General features: G+C 45.3%; 12 protein-coding genes. 5 read left to right on the top strand and 7 right to left on the bottom strand.

All coding sequences use genetic code 11. The features are described 5' to 3' along the window. Window positions 1-77 precede the first annotated feature (77 nt). Complete coding sequence (locus GY843_RS05415) at window positions 78-1,928, top strand: prolyl oligopeptidase family serine peptidase (RefSeq protein ID WP_297307286.1); 1,851 nt, start codon at window positions 78-80, stop codon at window positions 1,926-1,928. 490 nt (window positions 1,929-2,418) lie between these two features. On the opposite strand, the gene GY843_RS05410 is transcribed toward GY843_RS05415, so the two are convergent. Next, complete coding sequence (locus GY843_RS05410) at window positions 2,419-3,597, bottom strand: porin (protein WP_297307284.1); 1,179 nt, start codon at window positions 3,595-3,597, stop codon at window positions 2,419-2,421. Window positions 3,598-3,980: 383 nt separating this feature from the next. On the opposite strand from GY843_RS05410, the gene ercA reads away from it, so the two are divergent. From ercA to GY843_RS05390, 4 genes are all read left to right on the top strand, one after another. Next, window positions 3,981-5,144 (top strand): alcohol dehydrogenase-like regulatory protein ErcA, encoded by a 1,164-nt coding sequence (gene ercA / locus GY843_RS05405; RefSeq protein ID WP_297307282.1) that lies wholly within the window; start codon window positions 3,981-3,983, stop codon window positions 5,142-5,144. Further along, window positions 5,128-6,867 (top strand): NahK/ErcS family hybrid sensor histidine kinase/response regulator, encoded by a 1,740-nt coding sequence (locus GY843_RS05400; RefSeq protein ID WP_297307280.1) that lies wholly within the window; start codon window positions 5,128-5,130, stop codon window positions 6,865-6,867. Before ercA ends, GY843_RS05400 begins: the two co-directional genes overlap by 17 nt. A 157-nt stretch (window positions 6,868-7,024) precedes the next feature. After that, window positions 7,025-8,173, top strand: a complete 1,149-nt coding sequence (nosP, locus tag GY843_RS05395; protein WP_297307278.1) for a nitric oxide-sensing protein NosP — start codon at window positions 7,025-7,027, stop codon at window positions 8,171-8,173. Further along, window positions 8,166-10,790, top strand: a complete 2,625-nt coding sequence (locus GY843_RS05390) for a NahK/ErcS family hybrid sensor histidine kinase/response regulator (RefSeq protein ID WP_297307276.1) — start codon at window positions 8,166-8,168, stop codon at window positions 10,788-10,790. The genes nosP and GY843_RS05390 overlap by 8 nt, the downstream gene beginning before the upstream one ends. 68 nt (window positions 10,791-10,858) lie before the next feature. Here GY843_RS05390 and GY843_RS05385 read toward each other — a convergent pair whose 3' ends face one another. The 6 genes from GY843_RS05385 to GY843_RS05360 form a co-directional block, all read right to left on the bottom strand. Further along, window positions 10,859-12,583 carry a proline--tRNA ligase gene (locus GY843_RS05385; protein WP_297307275.1) on the bottom strand — a complete coding sequence of 575 codons (1,725 nt, stop codon included), beginning with the start codon at window positions 12,581-12,583 and terminating at the stop codon, window positions 10,859-10,861. 73 nt (window positions 12,584-12,656) lie between these two features. Then, the gene (locus GY843_RS05380) at window positions 12,657-13,490 is read right to left on the bottom strand and encodes a mechanosensitive ion channel family protein (protein ID WP_297307273.1); all 834 of its coding nucleotides are present in this window, start codon (window positions 13,488-13,490) and stop codon (window positions 12,657-12,659) included. 26 nt (window positions 13,491-13,516) lie between these two features. Beyond that, complete coding sequence (locus GY843_RS05375) at window positions 13,517-13,996, bottom strand: DUF523 domain-containing protein (protein WP_297307271.1); 480 nt, start codon at window positions 13,994-13,996, stop codon at window positions 13,517-13,519. A gap of 129 nt (window positions 13,997-14,125) precedes the next feature. Further along, window positions 14,126-14,740, bottom strand: a complete 615-nt coding sequence (locus GY843_RS05370; RefSeq protein WP_297307269.1) for a sigma-70 family RNA polymerase sigma factor — start codon at window positions 14,738-14,740, stop codon at window positions 14,126-14,128. Beyond that, window positions 14,737-16,266 (bottom strand): PAS domain-containing sensor histidine kinase, encoded by a 1,530-nt coding sequence (locus tag GY843_RS05365; RefSeq protein WP_297307267.1) that lies wholly within the window; start codon window positions 16,264-16,266, stop codon window positions 14,737-14,739. Before GY843_RS05365 ends, GY843_RS05370 begins: the two co-directional genes overlap by 4 nt. 188 nt (window positions 16,267-16,454) lie before the next feature. Continuing rightward, window positions 16,455-16,886 carry a MaoC family dehydratase gene (locus GY843_RS05360; RefSeq protein ID WP_297307265.1) on the bottom strand — a complete coding sequence of 144 codons (432 nt, stop codon included), beginning with the start codon at window positions 16,884-16,886 and terminating at the stop codon, window positions 16,455-16,457. Between the last annotated feature and the right edge of the window lie 171 nt (window positions 16,887-17,057).

Genomic DNA, 17,057 nt, shown 5'->3' with positions numbered 1-17,057 from the left:
TGATGTGACCTCTTGTATATTTGGTGTTTAAAAAAGAATAATAGGGATCAATTTGATCCCTTTTTTATTGGTTGTTTATGACAAATACAAAACCAGGTTTCTGGAGATCTAATCTCTCTGAAGAGCAGGCGATTAGTGCTTCAAAGGATTTTAGTCAACTTGAGTACTCTGCTAATGGAGGATTATATTGGGTTGAACAGCGACCGGATCAGCAGGGGCGTAGTGTTCTGTGTCGTTTTGCTGAAGGTGAGCTTTATGAGTTGATAGACAGTCATTATAGTGTTCAGAGCAAAGTTCATGAGTATGGTGGGCGAAGCTGGGCTCTCCTTGGTGAAAAACTGGTTTTTGTAAATGGATCTGACCAGCAGTTATATATTCAATCAGCTACAGTTCAAGAAGTGCCCATTCAATTAACAGATATTGATAGTGCCCGGTTTATTGAGCCTGTCTGGGATAAGAAACGAGATCGGTTGATAGCTGTTCAGGAGGTACATACAGAGCAAGGAGTTATTAACCGGCTTGTGGCTGTGAATCTGGATTCTGGTTCAATAGATATCCTGCACCAGAAATATGATTTCTATGCCTATCCGGCTATTTCAGACGCAGGAGACGGTTTGGCTTTTATTGGCTGGAACCACCCCGAACAGCCATGGACCAGTACTCTCCTTAATCTGGCGCGTTTAGATGAGCGCGGGGCTATAGTTGTTTGTGACATTGCCGCTGGCGGTGATGGTGATGAAGCGTTATCTCAGCCTTGTTTTATAGCGGATGATCTATTGTGGTTTATCTCTGATAGATCAGGGTACTGGAATATATATAAGTGCTCTCTAGCGGGCAGTGTTATAGAGCATCTTGATGTGGATGCTGATGTTATGCCTGCGCCCTGGCAATCCGGCTTGAATAGTTACGTTGTAATTGATGGTGAATGTGTTTGGGTGGAGCAACGGCATTCCGGAGCACGATTGCGCTGGGGTGAGCATGATATAACTCCGCAAGGATTCACCTATTTCAGATCTTTGGCGGCATCTAAAAGCAGGGTTTATTGCGTTGCTGCGGGTCCATCTAAACTGCCGCAAATTCTTTCTATTTCCAAAGATGGAAAGGAAATAAGCGAGATAATTAAAATCACATCTCCATTGGCCGGCGCTGAAATTTCAAAACCAGTAGCAATGACATTTGGTCAAGAGGATAAGAGTTATGGTTACTTTTATCCTGCTACCAATTCGGCCTATTTGGAGGAGCAGAAAGCTCCGCTAGTGGTGTTCTTGCATGGGGGGCCTACTGCCTGCACCTACCCAGCCTTTAACCTTAAAATTCAGTACTGGACGCAACGTGGTTTCGCTGTGCTCGATCTTAATTACAAAGGAAGTAGTGGTTACGGTCGTGAGTATCGTATGCAGCTACAGCACCATTGGGGTGAGCTTGAAATTAATGACATCAAACAAAGTGTTGAATCTTTGGTTGAGGCGGATTTAGTGGATCCAGAGGCTCTGTTTATTCGTGGAAACAGTTCGGGTGGCTATAGCGCCCTCAATGCTCTGTGTGATCTGAATATGTTTGCAGGTGGTGCAAGCTTATATGGTGTAACCGATCCGGCTGAGTTGGGAAAGGTGACTCATAAATTTGAATCCTGTTATCTGGATTGGTTAATAGGTGACGTAGAGAGCGATCAGGCGCGTTACGCGCAATATAGTCCAGTGAATAAGGTAGAGCAGATCGATTGCCCTGTGATCTTCTTTCAAGGCGATAATGATAGGGTGGTTGTACCAGAGCAAACCTGCGTCATGATTAAGAAATTAAAAGCTAAAGACCAGATAGTTGAATCAGTGTTTTTCCCTGATGAGGCGCATGGTTTCAGGAAGGCGGAAAACCAGGTTAGGGTTCTAAGGCAAGAATTGGAATTCTATCAGAAGGTGATTGAAGGTTAGGAGCCTATCTGTAGGAGCTAACCCCGTGAGCGATGTGCGGCGCTGAGCTGTTGGTTGGGGTTCGGCCACAGGGTGGCCTCCTACAGGCAAAAAAAAGCCTGCTTTGTAAGCAGGCGAAGTACGACGGTTAGAGCTCTTAGAAAGACACTCAGAATGCCAGAGTGGATGTGAAGAACTGATCCAGTCTTTCAATATGTTAATTATCTGAAAATTAAAGAGTTCTTGCTGCTCTGCAACAGAATGATTTTGTCTAATACTTTAGGAGTGGGGCTTAAAGCTTAGTCCGGATCGGAGGTGTTATCCGATTGGAGAGCTTGTTCTGTTGGTGGGGGGATTTAAGCTGTTTTGTGGCTTGTGGCTTGTGGCTTGTGGCTTGTGGCTTGTGGCTTGTGGCTTGTAGCTTGTGGCTTGTAGAAAAAGAAAGGCCGCTACTCTGATGAAGGGGGGCAGAGTAGCGGCCAATATGTCTTACGACATCTCTAATTCGAGATTAGAAAGTTACTACAGCACCCAGTGCGATAGTGTCAGTTTCTTCGAAGTCAGCACCGTTCAAAGTAACTTCTGTTTTGTTGTACTCGCCAACAAGAATCAGGTTGCTGTTTACTGTGTAGAAAATACCAAGTGCAGTATTTTCGTATTCAGTGTCAGCGCCGCCGCCTAGTAGGCCGTCGTTTTCGCTTTCAGATTCACCGTAAGAAACTACGAAACGAGCCGGGCCGGAAGTGTAAGAGGCCTGAGCCAGGTAGCCTTCAACTTCGTTTTCTTCAGAAACGATCAGAGTGTCCAGGCCTGCTACAGTGCCAACACCTTCAGCATCGTATGCGGATAGCCCCAGTGCTAGTCCACCAGTTTTGAACTTAACGCCACCAGCGAAACCAGAAGAATCGATATCTTCAGTGCTGGAGTCAGAAGACTGAGTCATACCGCTCAGGTTTGCAGAGAAGGAACCGCCAGCAACTTCAGTGCTGAAAGTAAGTTCTGCTTCAAAACGTGGTGCAGATTCTTCAGAAGAAGAGTCTGCCAGCTGCTTGTTAGGGTCCATGATGCCAACTGCAGCCTGGAAACCGTTAGAAGCTGGAGTGCGGTATGTGATCTGTGCTTTAGGGAACGGGTACAGGTAACCAGATGCGATGTTACCGAAAGATACGTTGCCGCCATCGATCAGACCTAGGGTGTCAGAAGACTGACCGTAACCGATCAGAAGTTCGTCGCCCAGGATTACGCTGCGACCGAATAGACCGAAATCTTTACCAATCAGGATCTGACCAAAGTCACCATCAATTGTACCGTAGAACTGACGAACATCGATACCAGACTGTGTGCCTAGAGTGCCGCTAGCGTGACCGCCAGGTGCACCGCCACCACGCTGAACGTCGGAGTCGTTAATTGTTACCCAGAAAGAGGAGCGACCGCCCAGTTTGATGTCATCAATCTGCTTACCGAAGTTGAAGCCGATGTAGTTAGGCAGGAAGCCCATTCTTACACGAGACTGGTCTGAATCACCCAGAGCATCTGAATCAACACTGGAGTTTACGTAGAAAGTGTTGAAGTAACCGTCAACAGAGAATGTAGTGTCATTCTGGTTGTACAGTTCGATAGCTGCGCTAGCCTGTGCGCTAATGCCCATTGCTACTGCTGCAGCAAGCAGCTTAGCCTTATTATTTTTCATGTCGCCCCCGATTTACGGAATTTTGTTTTGTTAAACGATGAGGCGATTATCAGTAACTGTCCTGAATGTCAGTATTCTGCAATGGGTGGTTTGTGTTTGCACCTTAGTGCTGTTGTGCTTTTTCTACTGTTGGGGGTGATCTAAATGCCTAGAGGGATGAGTGCAAAAGTTTTGCTTCTGGGAGTAGTACTGAAGTTGTGATTTTTTACGCAAATGCGTTATGCTGATCTTTCATTATTATATGATATTTATGTTGCACATTCTTTACATGAATTAGGCCAAAACAACTGCCTAGGATAGAATCAGTGGTAGTTGTATAAAAATAATAAACAATACAGCAGTTCTATAAAAACTAGTATTAACTGTTGTTCAGAGTTGTATTGATGAGTAGTGACATTTCAAATCTGAGAAAGTTCGTTTCCCCTGAAATTATTTTTGGTGTGGGAGCGCGTAAGTCTGTCTCTAATTATGCGAAAACCTTTGGCGCGCGTAAGGTGTTGCTTGTTTCTGACCCTGGGGTTGTTGAGGCAGGCTGGCTTCAGGACATATCCGATCTTTTGTCCGAAGATGATATTGAACATGTCATTTTTACAGAGGTATCGCCAAACCCTCGTGCTGAAGAGGTAATGAAAGGGGCGGAGGTTTACCGGGAACACAACTGCAACGTTATTATTGCAGTCGGAGGCGGTAGCCCAATGGATTGCGCTAAGGGCATTGGGATTGTCAGTGCGAATGGCAAGCATATTCTGGATTACGAAGGCATAGATACTATTGATATGCCTATTCCTCCTCTGGTGTTCATCCCGACCACTGCAGGCACTTCCGCCGACGTTTCCCAGTTTGCGATTATTTCTGATCCTGTTGAAAAGGTAAAAATATCGATTGTCAGTAAGGCTGTGGTGCCAGATGTCGCTTTGATCGATCCTGAAACTACAATGACCATGGATCCCTTTCTCAGTGCTTGCACTGGCGTTGATGCTTTAGTGCATGCGATTGAAGCTTTTGTCTCCACTGGTTCAGGCCCGCTGACAGATATGCATGCGTTGGATGCGATGCGGCTGATTAACGATAATATTGTTGCTCTTGTTAAAAACCCTGCAGATATCGAGTTGCGTGAGCAGATAATGCTTGGATCGATGAAAGCAGGTTTGGCATTTTCGAATGCTATTCTTGGTGCGGTACATGCTATGTCGCATAGCCTAGGTGGCTATCTGGATCTGCCTCATGGTCTATGTAATGCAATGCTCTTGGAGCATGTTATTGATTACAACTTTAAGGAAGCAGAAGATCGCTTTAAGGTTGTTGCCGATACTTTGAATATCGATAGTCGTGGGCTTTCTACTATTCAGCTTCAGAAACGGTTAATGGATCAGGTGATAAACCTGAAAACGGAAGTTGGGTTGAGTCAAAAGCTTGCCGAAAGTGGCGTCCATATTACAGATATTCCTATGCTTTCCCACCATGCGCTGCTTGATCCATGTATACTCACCAACCCACGGAAATCGAACAAGCGTGACGTAGAAGCGGTCTATGAAGAAGCACTCTGATAATCATGAAGATGCAATCACCAGCCTGATTGGATTGGGAAACCATTCAACACGTAAAAGTTATTATCCTGAGCTGGTGAGCAAACTTGATGAGCTTGAAGAGGAAAAGAACCGTTATAAATGGATCTTCGAAAATGCACTTCATGGAATATTTCAGTCTGAGCTGGATGGTCGCATTCTTTCAGCGAACCCAGCTATTGTTGCTATCTGTGGTTACCCTTCACTAGAAAGCTTTACCTCTTCAATAACATCTATTGATCAACAGCTTTTCTGCTGCCCAGATGACTATAAAGAGTTTCAGCGTCAGTTAAGTACTTATGGCAAGGTGTTTGGCTATGAAACTATGTTTCTGCGACGAGACGGAGAGTGCATCAATGTCTCAATGAATGCGCTGCTAAAGGAGATGCCTGATGGTACCCCGGTTGTCGAAGCATTCATTCAGGATATCACCGAACGTAAACGAACCCAGGATAAACTAAAACAGCTCAATGAGGAGCTGGAAGAGAGGGTTGAGGCAAGAACCGCTGAACTTGTCTCACTGAACGATAAGCTCTGGCAGGAGATCTCTGAACGCGAGCAGATTCAGAAAGAACTGAAAGTTGCTAAAGAAGTAGCAGAGCATGCTAACAAAAGTAAAGATAAATACCTTGCTGCGGCTAGTCATGATCTCCTTCAGCCGATGAACGCAGCAAGGCTGCTGATCGCAGCGCTAAGGGAGAGAGAGCTGCAGGAGCAGGATTCCCATCTTGTTGAGCGTGTGCATCTTGCTTTAGAGAATGCGGAAGATCTGTTAACCGATCTTTTGGATATTTCTAAGCTTGATCAGCAGGCAGTTAAGCCAGATATCAATGAGTTTCACTTAAAGCAGCTTCTGATCTCAATGGCTGGCGAGTTCCAGCCTGTGGCAGAGAATAAAGGGCTTATTCTCAAATCTCAGCTTAGTTCTCTTACTGTGAAAAGTGACTCTCGTCTTCTGCTGCGTATTATTCGGAACTTTATCAGTAATGCGATCCGTTATACCGAGCAGGGAAGGGTATTGATCGGTTGTCGTCGTATGGGCGATAAGGTGCGTATTGAAGTCTGGGATACAGGTGCGGGTATCCCTGAGGATAAACTGGGGGATATCTTCAAAGAGTTCCAGCAGTTGGAAAATCATAGCGCTAAAGATCGTCAGGGTGTCGGCCTGGGCTTGGCTATTGTGGAACGTATTGCGAATATGCTGGACCACAAATTGGTGGTTCACTCAGTTGAGGGTAAGGGATCTATGTTTGCTGTTGAAGTGCCAATGGCGCAGTCCCTTAAACAAAGCCGCATTATCCCCTGTGTGGAGCCGCAGCTGCCCGATCTTCTTAACCAGCTTCCCGTGTTGGTTATTGATAACGAGGAAAACATACGTGTGAGTATGCAGGCCTTGTTATCTCAGTGGGGCTGTAATGTTCAGATAGCAGCCTCTGAGAATGAAGCACAGTTTGTATGTGCCGAGGCGCAGTTTGTACCTGAAGTTATTCTAGCTGACTATCACCTTGATAATGACCTGCTGGGTACGGATGCTGTCATGAATTTGAGGGAGTTCTTTGGATTAGATATCCCTGCCGTTGTGCTTACCGCTGATCGTAGTACTGAATGTCGTCAGCTGTTCAGGGAATTAGGTCTGCCGGTACTTAATAAACCTGTTAAACCGGGTAAGCTCAGAGCTCTTCTTACCCATATTCTCCAGTTGTGAACACAGTAATCTTCTTAATCGTTCACTACATGAATCACTACAGTTGTCTGCGATTGCTATTAACGCTTCCAAGTGAGTAAAAATGGGGTCGTTAGTAGTATTTTTGTGTCAGTCCACTAGTCTTAGAATGATTTGAAATGCTGCCCGGGGAAGTTAAGTGAGCGATACATCTACCTTCAAGACCGCCTTTTCTTTTAGTACCGATTCATATCAGGCTGCTGCTGAGTTGAAGCAGCAGCTTAACCACCCGGATATTAATTTCGTCCTGTTTTTCTGCTCTGCAGAATATGACCTTGATAAGCTCGCTGAAGCTTTGACCGATAATTTTAAAGATCTTCCTATAGCCGGTTGTACAACTGCTGGAGAGATTACGACTCAGGGATATGGCAAAGGTTGTATTACTGCTATCGGTTTTGCGAAAAGTGCCTTTGCTGTTGAGGCCGTTCTTATCGAATGCCTGGATGGCTTTTGCCTGACGGATGCACAGATGGTTGTGGAGCAGTTAATCGGTGGCTGTCGTAGGCATGAAATCGCACCAATCAAGGGAAACACCTTTGCTTTAACTCTACTAGATGGTCTTTCCATTCAGGAAGAGAATGTTCTGGTGACGCTTAACTCAGCTTTGGGCAGTATTCCTAACTTTGGCGGATCAGCCGGAGACGATGTACATCTTTCTAAAACCCACGTTTTCTATAATGGACGCTTCCGTAATGATGCCGCTGTTGTAATGTTGGTTAACACTCATTATGACTTTGAAGTATTCAGCACCCACCATATGCACAGTAAGGGTGAAAAGCTGATCGTAACTGAAGCGGATGCAGAGAACAGAAGTGTTTATGAGCTTAATGCTGAGCCAGCCGCAAAAGAGTATGCGAGGGCGATAGGGCTTACTGTTGAAGATCTCAATCATGAAGTATTTGCACTTAACCCAATCGCAGTAAAGATTGGCGATGAGTATTTTGTGCGATCTATACAGAAGGTTAACGACGATCTTAGCCTTAAATTCTACTGCGCAGTGGAAAGAGGGATCGTTCTTACGCTTATGGAGCCCGGGGAGATGACCTCTGACCTTGTGCTCAAGCTGGATGATATTCGTAAGAAAATAGGTGAGCCACAATTGATAATCGGTTGTGATTGTTTTCTTCGACGTCTTGAATGCGACCTGTTAGGCAACCGTGATTCTGTATCGGAAATATTAAGACAGAACCATGTGGTTGGGTTTAATGCTTATGGTGAGCAGATTGCGGGTATGCACGTAAACCAGACTTTCACTGGGGTAGCGATCGGGAGAAATCTTGATGGCTGAGCATTCGATGTCTGAGCTCTCGTTGGAAAAGCAGCAAGAACTTCTGGAAAGAATAGAAGCGCTTGAGTACGAAAATAAAAAGCTTAAAAAGATCAACACAGTTTTGGTTGAGCGTGTTGAGTCGGGCGGTGTTCAAGGGGGCGCCAATCCATATTCAGCTTTTGAACATTCAGTTGTGCTTGCTGAGCAGGTGCGTGAACGTACAGAAGCCCTTAATGCGGTGCTCTCCGAATTGAAGGTCAGTCACCGGGCTTTGAAGCAAGCTAACGAACAGGCCGCGTTGGCAAACCAGCGCCTGATTGATGCGATTGAGAGTATCTCTGATGCATTTGTGCTGTTCGATGAAGAACGCCAAATCGTACTGTTTAATAGCAAATTTAGTAATGTCTGGGAGTCAACAGGGCTCCGTATTGAAACCGGCACAACAATTCAGGATATCACCCGCTTAGCTAGAGAAAGTGGTCTTATAGCCGAAGAATACCCAGCGTCTTCTAATCTGGGTAGTACAGTCTACCGTTTGGCTGATGGCCGTTGGGTTCAGATGAGCGAGCGTCCTACTCAGGATGGCGGTCTGGTAATCCTGTACACAGATATCACTGCGCTGAAAGAGCGTGAAACTGCTCAGCGAGAACATGAGCTTGCCCAGAAAACAGAACAGTTGCAGCGGACCGTAGATAACCTTTCACAAGGGGTTGTATTGGTTAATCCGGAGGGCACGGTAGAACTATGGAACGACCGCTTCCTGGATTTGACCGGTGTTGAAGACTCCCAAGTTGAATCTCATCCACCGTTTGCTGCTCTGATGTTGGATAACCATGCAATCCTTCAGCATGCATTAACTGCTGCGCAGCAGGGAGAGGTATTGGCTTCTGAGCAGCGCGGCGAGGCTGGTCAGGTGATTGAGGTACGTACCCATCCGATGCCTCAGGGTGGTTTTGTAAACACCTATACTGATATCACTGAACGACATAAATACGCAGAAACCCTGCGTCAAAATGAACAATGGATTCGTTTAATCACCGATAACGTTCCAGCATTGATCGCCTATCTTGATCCGGATCTTCATTATCGATTTGCTAATAAAGTATATGAACAGTGGTTTGGCAAAAGCGATGGAGAATTAGACGGGCAGAGCATTTATGCTGCTTATACCCAAGAGCAGTATGACGAGCTCAAACCTTATCTTGATCGCGCACTCTCTGGTGAGAATGTCACATTTGAGGTCTGGCAGACCAACGCACAGGGTGAGCAACGCTATATGTTGAAATCCTACGTCGCTAATATCGATCAACAAGGTAATCCGAATGGTTTCTTTGTAATGATCAGGGATATTACTGAGCGTAGACGGTCTGCGGAAGCGTTAAAGCTATCCCATCAACTACTTGAACAAAGGGTCGAGGAGCGTACATCTGAGCTGACCGAACTGAATGAACAGTTAGTTTCTGAGATCGAGGAACGTGCAGGGGTTGAGGCTCGATTACGTGAGGCTAAGTTGGAGGCTGATCGGGCTAACTTATCGAAAACAAAATTCCTGGCGGCAGTTAGTCATGATCTATTGCAGCCGCTGAATGCTGCCCGATTGTTCTCCGGCGCGTTGTCTGAAAAAATTCAAGACGAAGGGCACCGTACACTGGCTCATTCTGTATCTAATTCTCTGGATGATGTTGAGTCATTGTTAAGAACTTTGGTTGATATATCCAAGCTGGATGCTGGGGTAGTAAAAGCAGATATTATCTCTTTCGGAATCAATAGCTTGTTTGAGACTTTATCGGCGGAGTTTAAACAGTTAGCTAATGCTGAGGGGCTTGATTTCCGCTGTGTGAACAGTCAAACCGTTGTCAGATCAGACTCTCAGCTTCTTGCGCGTATTTTAAGAAACTTCCTTACCAATGCTATTCGCTACACCAAACAAGGGAAAATACTACTAGGTTGCCGCCGTCGCGGAGATAAGCTGCTGATACAAGTTTGGGATACAGGCAGTGGAATACCAGCGGAAAAGCTTACAGAGATCTTTCAGGAGTTTAAGCGCTTGAAGAAAGATCAGCCCGGCCAGGAAAAAGGTTTGGGTTTGGGGCTGGCAATTGTAGATAAAATTTCTAGCGTCCTTGGGCATGAGATTGGTGTTGAGTCCGTAGAAGGGAAGGGCTCAGTATTTTCTGTAGAGGTTCCAATTGGTGAGGCTATTGCTCCGGTTGAGGTCTCTGGTCCTACCATTCCTATGATCACTGAAAGGTTGAGTGGAGCTAATATCTGGCTTATCGATAATGATGAAGCGATCTGTAGAGGCATGGATACACTGCTCAGTGGCTGGGGATGTAACGTAATCCCTGCGTTGTCATTGGAGGATCTGCAGCGTCAGGTGGATTTTAAAGAAGATCCAGTAGATCTGTTGATTGTTGATTATCACTTGGATAATGATGAAACCGGTGTGGATGCTGCAAAGGTTGTTACAGCTGAAGTTCTTGAGGCATTACCTGTATTGATGATTACGGCTAACTACAGTCAGGAGCTAAATCAGCAGATCAGAAATCATGGTTTTCTGTTAGTGAATAAGCCAATTAAGCCACTGAAACTGAAAACGATGTTGATCCATATGCTGGAAACAGCCACGGCCTAGGCGTTTTACTTCTTCTTTGTGCATAAAAAAGCTCCGCATATGCGGAGCTTTTTTTCAAGACCTAATCTTTACAGATTAATGTTTTCTGCCAGTACAGGCATTAGTTCATCAATCTTAATATCTTGTTTCTCTTCCTGGCGACGACCCTTGTATTCAAGTGTTCCTGCTTCGATACCGCGAGGGGAGATAACCACACGGTGTGGAATGCCCATAAGCTCCATATCGGCAAACTTAACTCCTGGGCTGGTTTTCTTGTCACGGTCATCCATCAGAACATCATAACCGGCTTGCTGCAGGTCTTGATACAGCTGATCAGTCAGATTGCGTACTTCTTCTGATTTATCGTACTGCAGCGGAACCAGTGCAATATGGAATGGTGCAATCGCTTCTGGCCAAATGATTCCATTGTCGTCATGGTTCTGCTCTATTGCAGCCGCTACTACTCGGGTAACACCAATACCATAACAACCCATATCCATTACTACAGATTTACCATTCTGATCCAGTACCTCTGCTTTTAGGGCTTCAGAGTATTTCTGCCCTAGTTGGAAGATATGACCAACTTCAATACCGCGCTTGATCTCTAGTGTACCTTCGCCGCACGGGCTTGGGTCACCTCCAACGACATTACGTAGATCAGCAACTTGTGGTAGGTCTACATCGCGATTCCAGTTAATACCAAACAGATGCTTACCATCGATGTTTGCACCTGCGCTGAAATCAGATGTTTTCGCTACTGTGCGGTCAATAATGCAAGGGATTTCAAGGCCTACAGGGCCAAGAGAACCAGGGCCTGCACCAATTAGCTTACGAATCTCTTCTTCAGTCGCGAATTCAAGAGGTTCAGCCACATCAGTCAGTTTTTCTGCTTTGATCTCGTTCAGTTCGTGATCGCCACGTACCAGTAGGGCTACAAATTCAGCTGCACACTCTTCTGACGCTTTTACGATCAGAGTTTTAACTGTTTTTTCGATCGGCTGGTCAAACTGTTCTACCAGCTCATCAATTGTTTTTGCATTTGGCGTATCCACTGTAGTCATCTCTACAGTAGGCGCCGCTAGTTCACCTTCTGGGGCAAGCGCTTCTGCCAGTTCTACGTTTGCTGCGTAGTCACTTACATTGGAGAATGCGATGTCGTCTTCACCTGAATCAGCAAGAACGTGGAACTCGTGAGATGATGCACCACCGATTGAACCTGTGTCAGCCAATACCGGACGGAAGTCCAGGCCGAGGCGGTTAAAGATATTGGTGTAGGTCTGATGCATTACATCGTATGTCTGCTGCAATGATTCCTGGCCAACATGGAATGAGTAGGCATCTTTCATGATGAATTCACGGGAGCGCATCACGCCAAAACGAGGACGGATTTCATCACGGAATTTAGTCTGGATCTGATAGAAGTTTGCAGGAAGCTGCTTGTAGCTCTTAATCTCGCGACGAATCAGATCTGTGATCACCTCTTCATGAGTAGGACCAACGCAGAATTCACGGTTGTGGCGGTCATTAACACGCAACAGCTCCGGGCCATAAAGCTCCCAGCGGCCAGATTCTTCCCAAAGCTCTGCTGGTTGGATCGCAGGCATGAGAACTTCCATTGCACCGGACTTATCCATCTCTTCACGGACGATACGCTCGACTTTGCGTAGAGTACGGAGGCCGAGTGGCAGCCAGTTATACAAACCAGATGCTACTTTACGGATCAATCCTGCACGGAGCATCAGCTGGTGGCTGATTACTTCCGCATCAGATGGAGTTTCTTTCACGGTGGAGATGAGGTATTGGCTAGTGCGCATGTTGATAACTCAAATAAAATTCTTTTCGAAACCGCCACATTGTAGGGGGCTGTTAGAGTGCTGCCAAGTAAAATCAGGCCTGCTTTAGCATTACTTCTCTTTGTGGGAATGGAATATCGATCTGGGCCTGTTTTAATGCATTAAAAACAGACAGATTGACCTGATATTGTACTTCAAAAAAACGCTCTGTCGGGACCCAATAGCGGTAAGCAATATTCACCGATGAATCAGCGAATACTTCGATACCAATCTGGGGAGCAGGGGATTCTGGTATTTCATCGAATCCCTCTAGGCATTGACTGATAAGCTCAATAGCTTGTTCCGGTTCGCTGTCGTAACTAATGCCGATAGAGGCCTCAACTACTTTATATTCGAAAGAGTTGGTGATCACCTCTCCAACAATATGTTTGTTGGGTATCGTGATCATCTCTCCATCTTCCGTAGAGAGCACCGTGTAAGCTAGTTTAATTTCTTTAACTATGCCCGATATCCCATTGATTTCTATGGTATTTTCAACAACAAAAGGACGGGTTAGTATAATTGTGAAACCTGCGCCGTAGTTAGAGAAAACTCCTTGCAGGGCTAATCCGGCGCTTAGCGAAATAGCACCAATTGCCGCAACAAATGGTGCCACGCTGATACCAAATTTACCAAGGCAGATCACCAGTATCATGGCAATGATCAGGAGCTTAACGGTACTGGCTATGAACAGGCTGAGGGTTACGTCTATGCTATGTTTTTCACATAGCTTAAGTGCAAACTTTGCCAGTGATCTGGCTACAAAAAGCCCCAGCAGGAAGATGATGATTGCACCAATTACCTGAAAGCTGTAATTGACGAAAAAATCGATAACCATGTTGGTGAGCCGGGTAATTGTTTCCAGCTCGTTCTGAATTTCCTGTTCCATCAAAGAACCCTGTTATGGATATGCTATTAAGCAGACATCCTTTCAGAATCTTCGATAAAAGCAAAGAGGTCGGCTAGCTGCTTTTCGTTAAAAACAGGGATACCATTACGGATCAGTTCTGAAGCAGCAACACCCGCACCTTCAACAAGGGTGCCGGTAAAATTACCATCGAAGATGCGCTGATTACCGCACGATGGACTTTTTGCTTTCATCAAGGCGCAGCAGACGTTCTCTCTCTTTGCTATCTCTAGCGTTTTTTCCGCGCCTGAAAGGTATTCAGGTGTGACATCTTCACCATCACGTGTAGTGATAAGAATTGGGAACTTACATTGAGTTTCTGCAGGAGGGCGGGGTGTATGCAGTCCACCGGCTATCTCCGGGCAGATTGGGACCAGGCGTCCTTCCTGCTGCCAGCGCTTCAAAATTGGATTGTCGATCAGATGATGGCCACCATCATAGCGGACCTTATCACCTAGCATGCAGGCGCTGATAAGTATCTTTTTCATTCTCTACTTTTTCTTGTTTTTATTTTGCGGGCAATTCTACTGTGAAAATAAAACTTGGCAATCGACCTAAGTCTAAAAAGGCTGCAATAAATATTGATTTCGGTCAGGAAAAGCCAATTTGTTCTAAGCTTATGCTCCTTCAAGAATGGCAGACTTCTTCACTAGGTCGGGCAGGCTTTCTGCTTCCATTTTGTTCATGACCCGTGAACGGTGTACTTCCACCGTTTTCGGACTGATGCCTAGTTCCTCGGCAATTTCACGGTTTGCTTTGCCTTCTACAACAAGCGTCATTACCTCTTTTTCTCGTCGACTCAAGCGTTCATACACCTGTTGAACCTGTAGCGAGGAGGATTGTGATTGGGCTTGTTCTTCAGCTTTGCTTAAACATTGGTTAACCAGTTTTAGCAAATGCTCGTCATCGAATGGTTTCTCAATAAAGTCGCTAGCGCCATGTTTCATTGCACTAACTGCCATAGGAATATCTCCATGGCCTGAGATTATGATGACAGGGATATTGATCTTCTTTTCTTTGAATACCTGTAGGGCAGAGAGCCCATTGATATCAGGCATCCTCACATCAAGCAAAATGCAGCCTATCTCATCTTGGTAGTAATCCAGGAATGTTTTGGCTGAAGCAAAAGCTTGTGTTTCAAGATCTTCAGATTGTAGCAGCCAGGTAACAGACTCCCGGAAGTCATCATCATCATCGATAATAAATACCGTGCCTTTATTATTTGTGCTCATGCTTGTTCCTGTAGGGGTAATCTTATTTTAAATTCTGTACCTGTGATCCCATCGCTTTGCGCCCATAATTGGCCGCCGTGGTTTTCAATTATCGAGCGGGAGATCGGTAAGCCCATGCCTAATCCGTTTGATTTTGATGTCTGGAAGGGTTCAAAAATAGAGTTCAATTGAACCTCCGGGATTCCTTTTGCAGCATCTGTAACAGTGATCTCAATACTACCATTTTCTCTTGTTGTAGTGATTGCAATCGGTCTGAGCGTTTTCTGTGTATTAGTATAGGCTTCTATAGCGTTACGAATGATGTTGAGCAGAACCTGTTCAATCTGAATCCTGTCGGCATAGATATTAGGCAAGCCTTTTTTGAAGCTGAATTCAAAGCTAATGGCATTATCGCGTGCTTCCTGAGTTAGAAAACCGCAAACGTCCTGACAGGCTTTGTTAATCGAAAATGAACTGTATTTAGAGTCAGTTTTACGCACAAAATTGCGCATGCGTTTGATGATCTCAGAGGCGCGCTTTGCTTGCTTGGCAATTAGGTCCATCGCCTCTTTAATCGCCGAAAGATCATCTGAAGTATCCAGTTCCTGAAGGCGCCGTTTACTGCCTCGGCAGTAATTCATGATAGCTCCCAGCGGTTGATTCAACTCGTGGGCAAGCCCGGTTGCCATCTCACCCACAGACAGGAATCGAGACATGTGTGTGATTTCCTGAAGCTGTTTCTTGGCAGCTTCCTGAGCCTTCTTCTGCGCAGTAATATCACGGGCTATAACGGTGTAATACTCGACCAACGGTTGGTTGCTTTCGTTGCTATTGTGATGGCAGATAATTTCACGTACTTCTGCGTATCTTCTTTTCTTTAGGGAGGTGGGAAGGCGCATTGGAATGCTTCCCAGCCAGTTTCCGAATACGGCTGCGTCCTGTAATGCAGGCCTTACCACATCTTCATATTGGCCTTTTATAAAAAACTGTTGCAGGAATCGTGTGGTATTGCTTTGTTTAGATAAGCCTAGCGTTCGATAGCACGACTCATTCATATAAGTGATCTGCTTATTCTGATGATCGCAGAACAGAATCATGTCTGAAGATGCTTCTACTACCCGGGCCAGACGTCGGGTACTTTGCTCTGCCAGCTCTCTGCCGGTTACGTCCCGGGAAACACAGATTACTTCTAGAGCTTTTCCATCATTGTCACGGATTGTCCGGCTGGTTGTTTCTAGCCAGAGATAGTGACCATCTTTATGGCGATACCGGTGTAGATTTGTATAAACACCATTACTGTACTTTACTGATTTCGCCCGTTTTTTAAGGTTATTTGCATCTTCTGGATGCATTTGATCATAGCTGGACAGTCCTATTAATTCGTCAACTGTATAACCCAGAATTTTTTCGCAGGCAGGGCTGGCATCGATAAAAGTCCACTCAGGTGTAGCTGTATGACGTGACAGCATATCTGTCGACTGTTCATACATCAGCCGATAGCGTTCGGCTTCTGCTGCATTACCTGTGAGTTCTGTCTTATCCGACATCAATAAAACCGTTTAATAGAAAGTACTTTTTAAAGAAAATTTGAGTAGGCTCAAATTTAAGGATAGGACTTTAGATGATGCAGCGCGAGGATGGAAATAGGGGAAACTATTTATATTGTCATTTATTCTGGTCAATGTCCCCATCTCTTCGCGTAAATTGTGGGAAGAGATGGGATACGCGGTGTAGATTAAGCTTCTCGTTTATCAACCATAAAGGTTGCTTCACCCGCAGCAACTAACTTATCGCCTACATGTACATCGGTTTTGCACTTTACACGTCGACGACGCTGATCGATTTCAGTTACTGTTAGTGTCGCTTTAGCTGTATCACCAATAAACACAGGCGCACGGAATTTAAGGGATTGATCTACATAGATAGCACCCGGCCCCGGCAGTTTCGTGCCTGCAACGGTTGAGATCAAAGCAGCACTGAACATACCGTGTACGATGCGCTTTTCGAACATAGTTGTTTTAGCGTAATCGTCGTTGATGTGAACAGGGTTTGTATCACCGGAGATACCTGCAAACAGGCACACATCAGCATCAGTAATTGTTTTGGCAAAGCTATCGCTCATACCTACTTCCAGATCTTCAAGATAGTAGCCGTGAAGTTCCTGCATGGGGTGTTTCCTTATTTATAAATTCAATAACTGAGATAATAACGAAAACACCGACTGTATAGCTACGGCTTTACACTGCTGTTAACAATTCGTAAGAATTTATTTCGGTGCGACTTGTCTCTAGTTGTTCTCGGTCCGCTGTCAAATTTGCACTAAATCCTGTATCTTACT

Origin of the sequence: Neptuniibacter sp. (assembly GCF_024231755.1) — a bacterium.
GTDB lineage: Bacteria > Pseudomonadota > Gammaproteobacteria > Pseudomonadales > Balneatricaceae > Neptuniibacter.
Note: the sequence above shows the minus strand (reverse complement) of the source record. Positions and strands in the feature narration are given on the sequence as shown.

Excerpts from the sequence above, each read along its gene's own strand:
- GY843_RS05415 (WP_297307286.1), top strand. The coding sequence starts at position 78 with ATGACAAATACAAAACCAGGTTTCTGGAGATCTAATCTCTCTGAAGAG.
- GY843_RS05410 (WP_297307284.1), bottom strand. The coding sequence starts at position 3,597 with ATGAAAAATAATAAGGCTAAGCTGCTTGCTGCAGCAGTAGCAATGGGC.
- ercA (WP_297307282.1), top strand. The coding sequence starts at position 3,981 with ATGAGTAGTGACATTTCAAATCTGAGAAAGTTCGTTTCCCCTGAAATT.
- GY843_RS05400 (WP_297307280.1), top strand. The coding sequence starts at position 5,128 with ATGAAGAAGCACTCTGATAATCATGAAGATGCAATCACCAGCCTGATT.
- GY843_RS05390 (WP_297307276.1), top strand. The coding sequence starts at position 8,166 with ATGGCTGAGCATTCGATGTCTGAGCTCTCGTTGGAAAAGCAGCAAGAA.
- GY843_RS05385 (WP_297307275.1), bottom strand. The coding sequence starts at position 12,583 with ATGCGCACTAGCCAATACCTCATCTCCACCGTGAAAGAAACTCCATCT.
- GY843_RS05380 (WP_297307273.1), bottom strand. The coding sequence starts at position 13,490 with ATGGAACAGGAAATTCAGAACGAGCTGGAAACAATTACCCGGCTCACC.
- GY843_RS05375 (WP_297307271.1), bottom strand. The coding sequence starts at position 13,996 with ATGAAAAAGATACTTATCAGCGCCTGCATGCTAGGTGATAAGGTCCGC.
- GY843_RS05370 (WP_297307269.1), bottom strand. The coding sequence starts at position 14,740 with ATGAGCACAAATAATAAAGGCACGGTATTTATTATCGATGATGATGAT.
- GY843_RS05365 (WP_297307267.1), bottom strand. The coding sequence starts at position 16,266 with ATGTCGGATAAGACAGAACTCACAGGTAATGCAGCAGAAGCCGAACGC.
- GY843_RS05360 (WP_297307265.1), bottom strand. The coding sequence starts at position 16,886 with ATGCAGGAACTTCACGGCTACTATCTTGAAGATCTGGAAGTAGGTATG.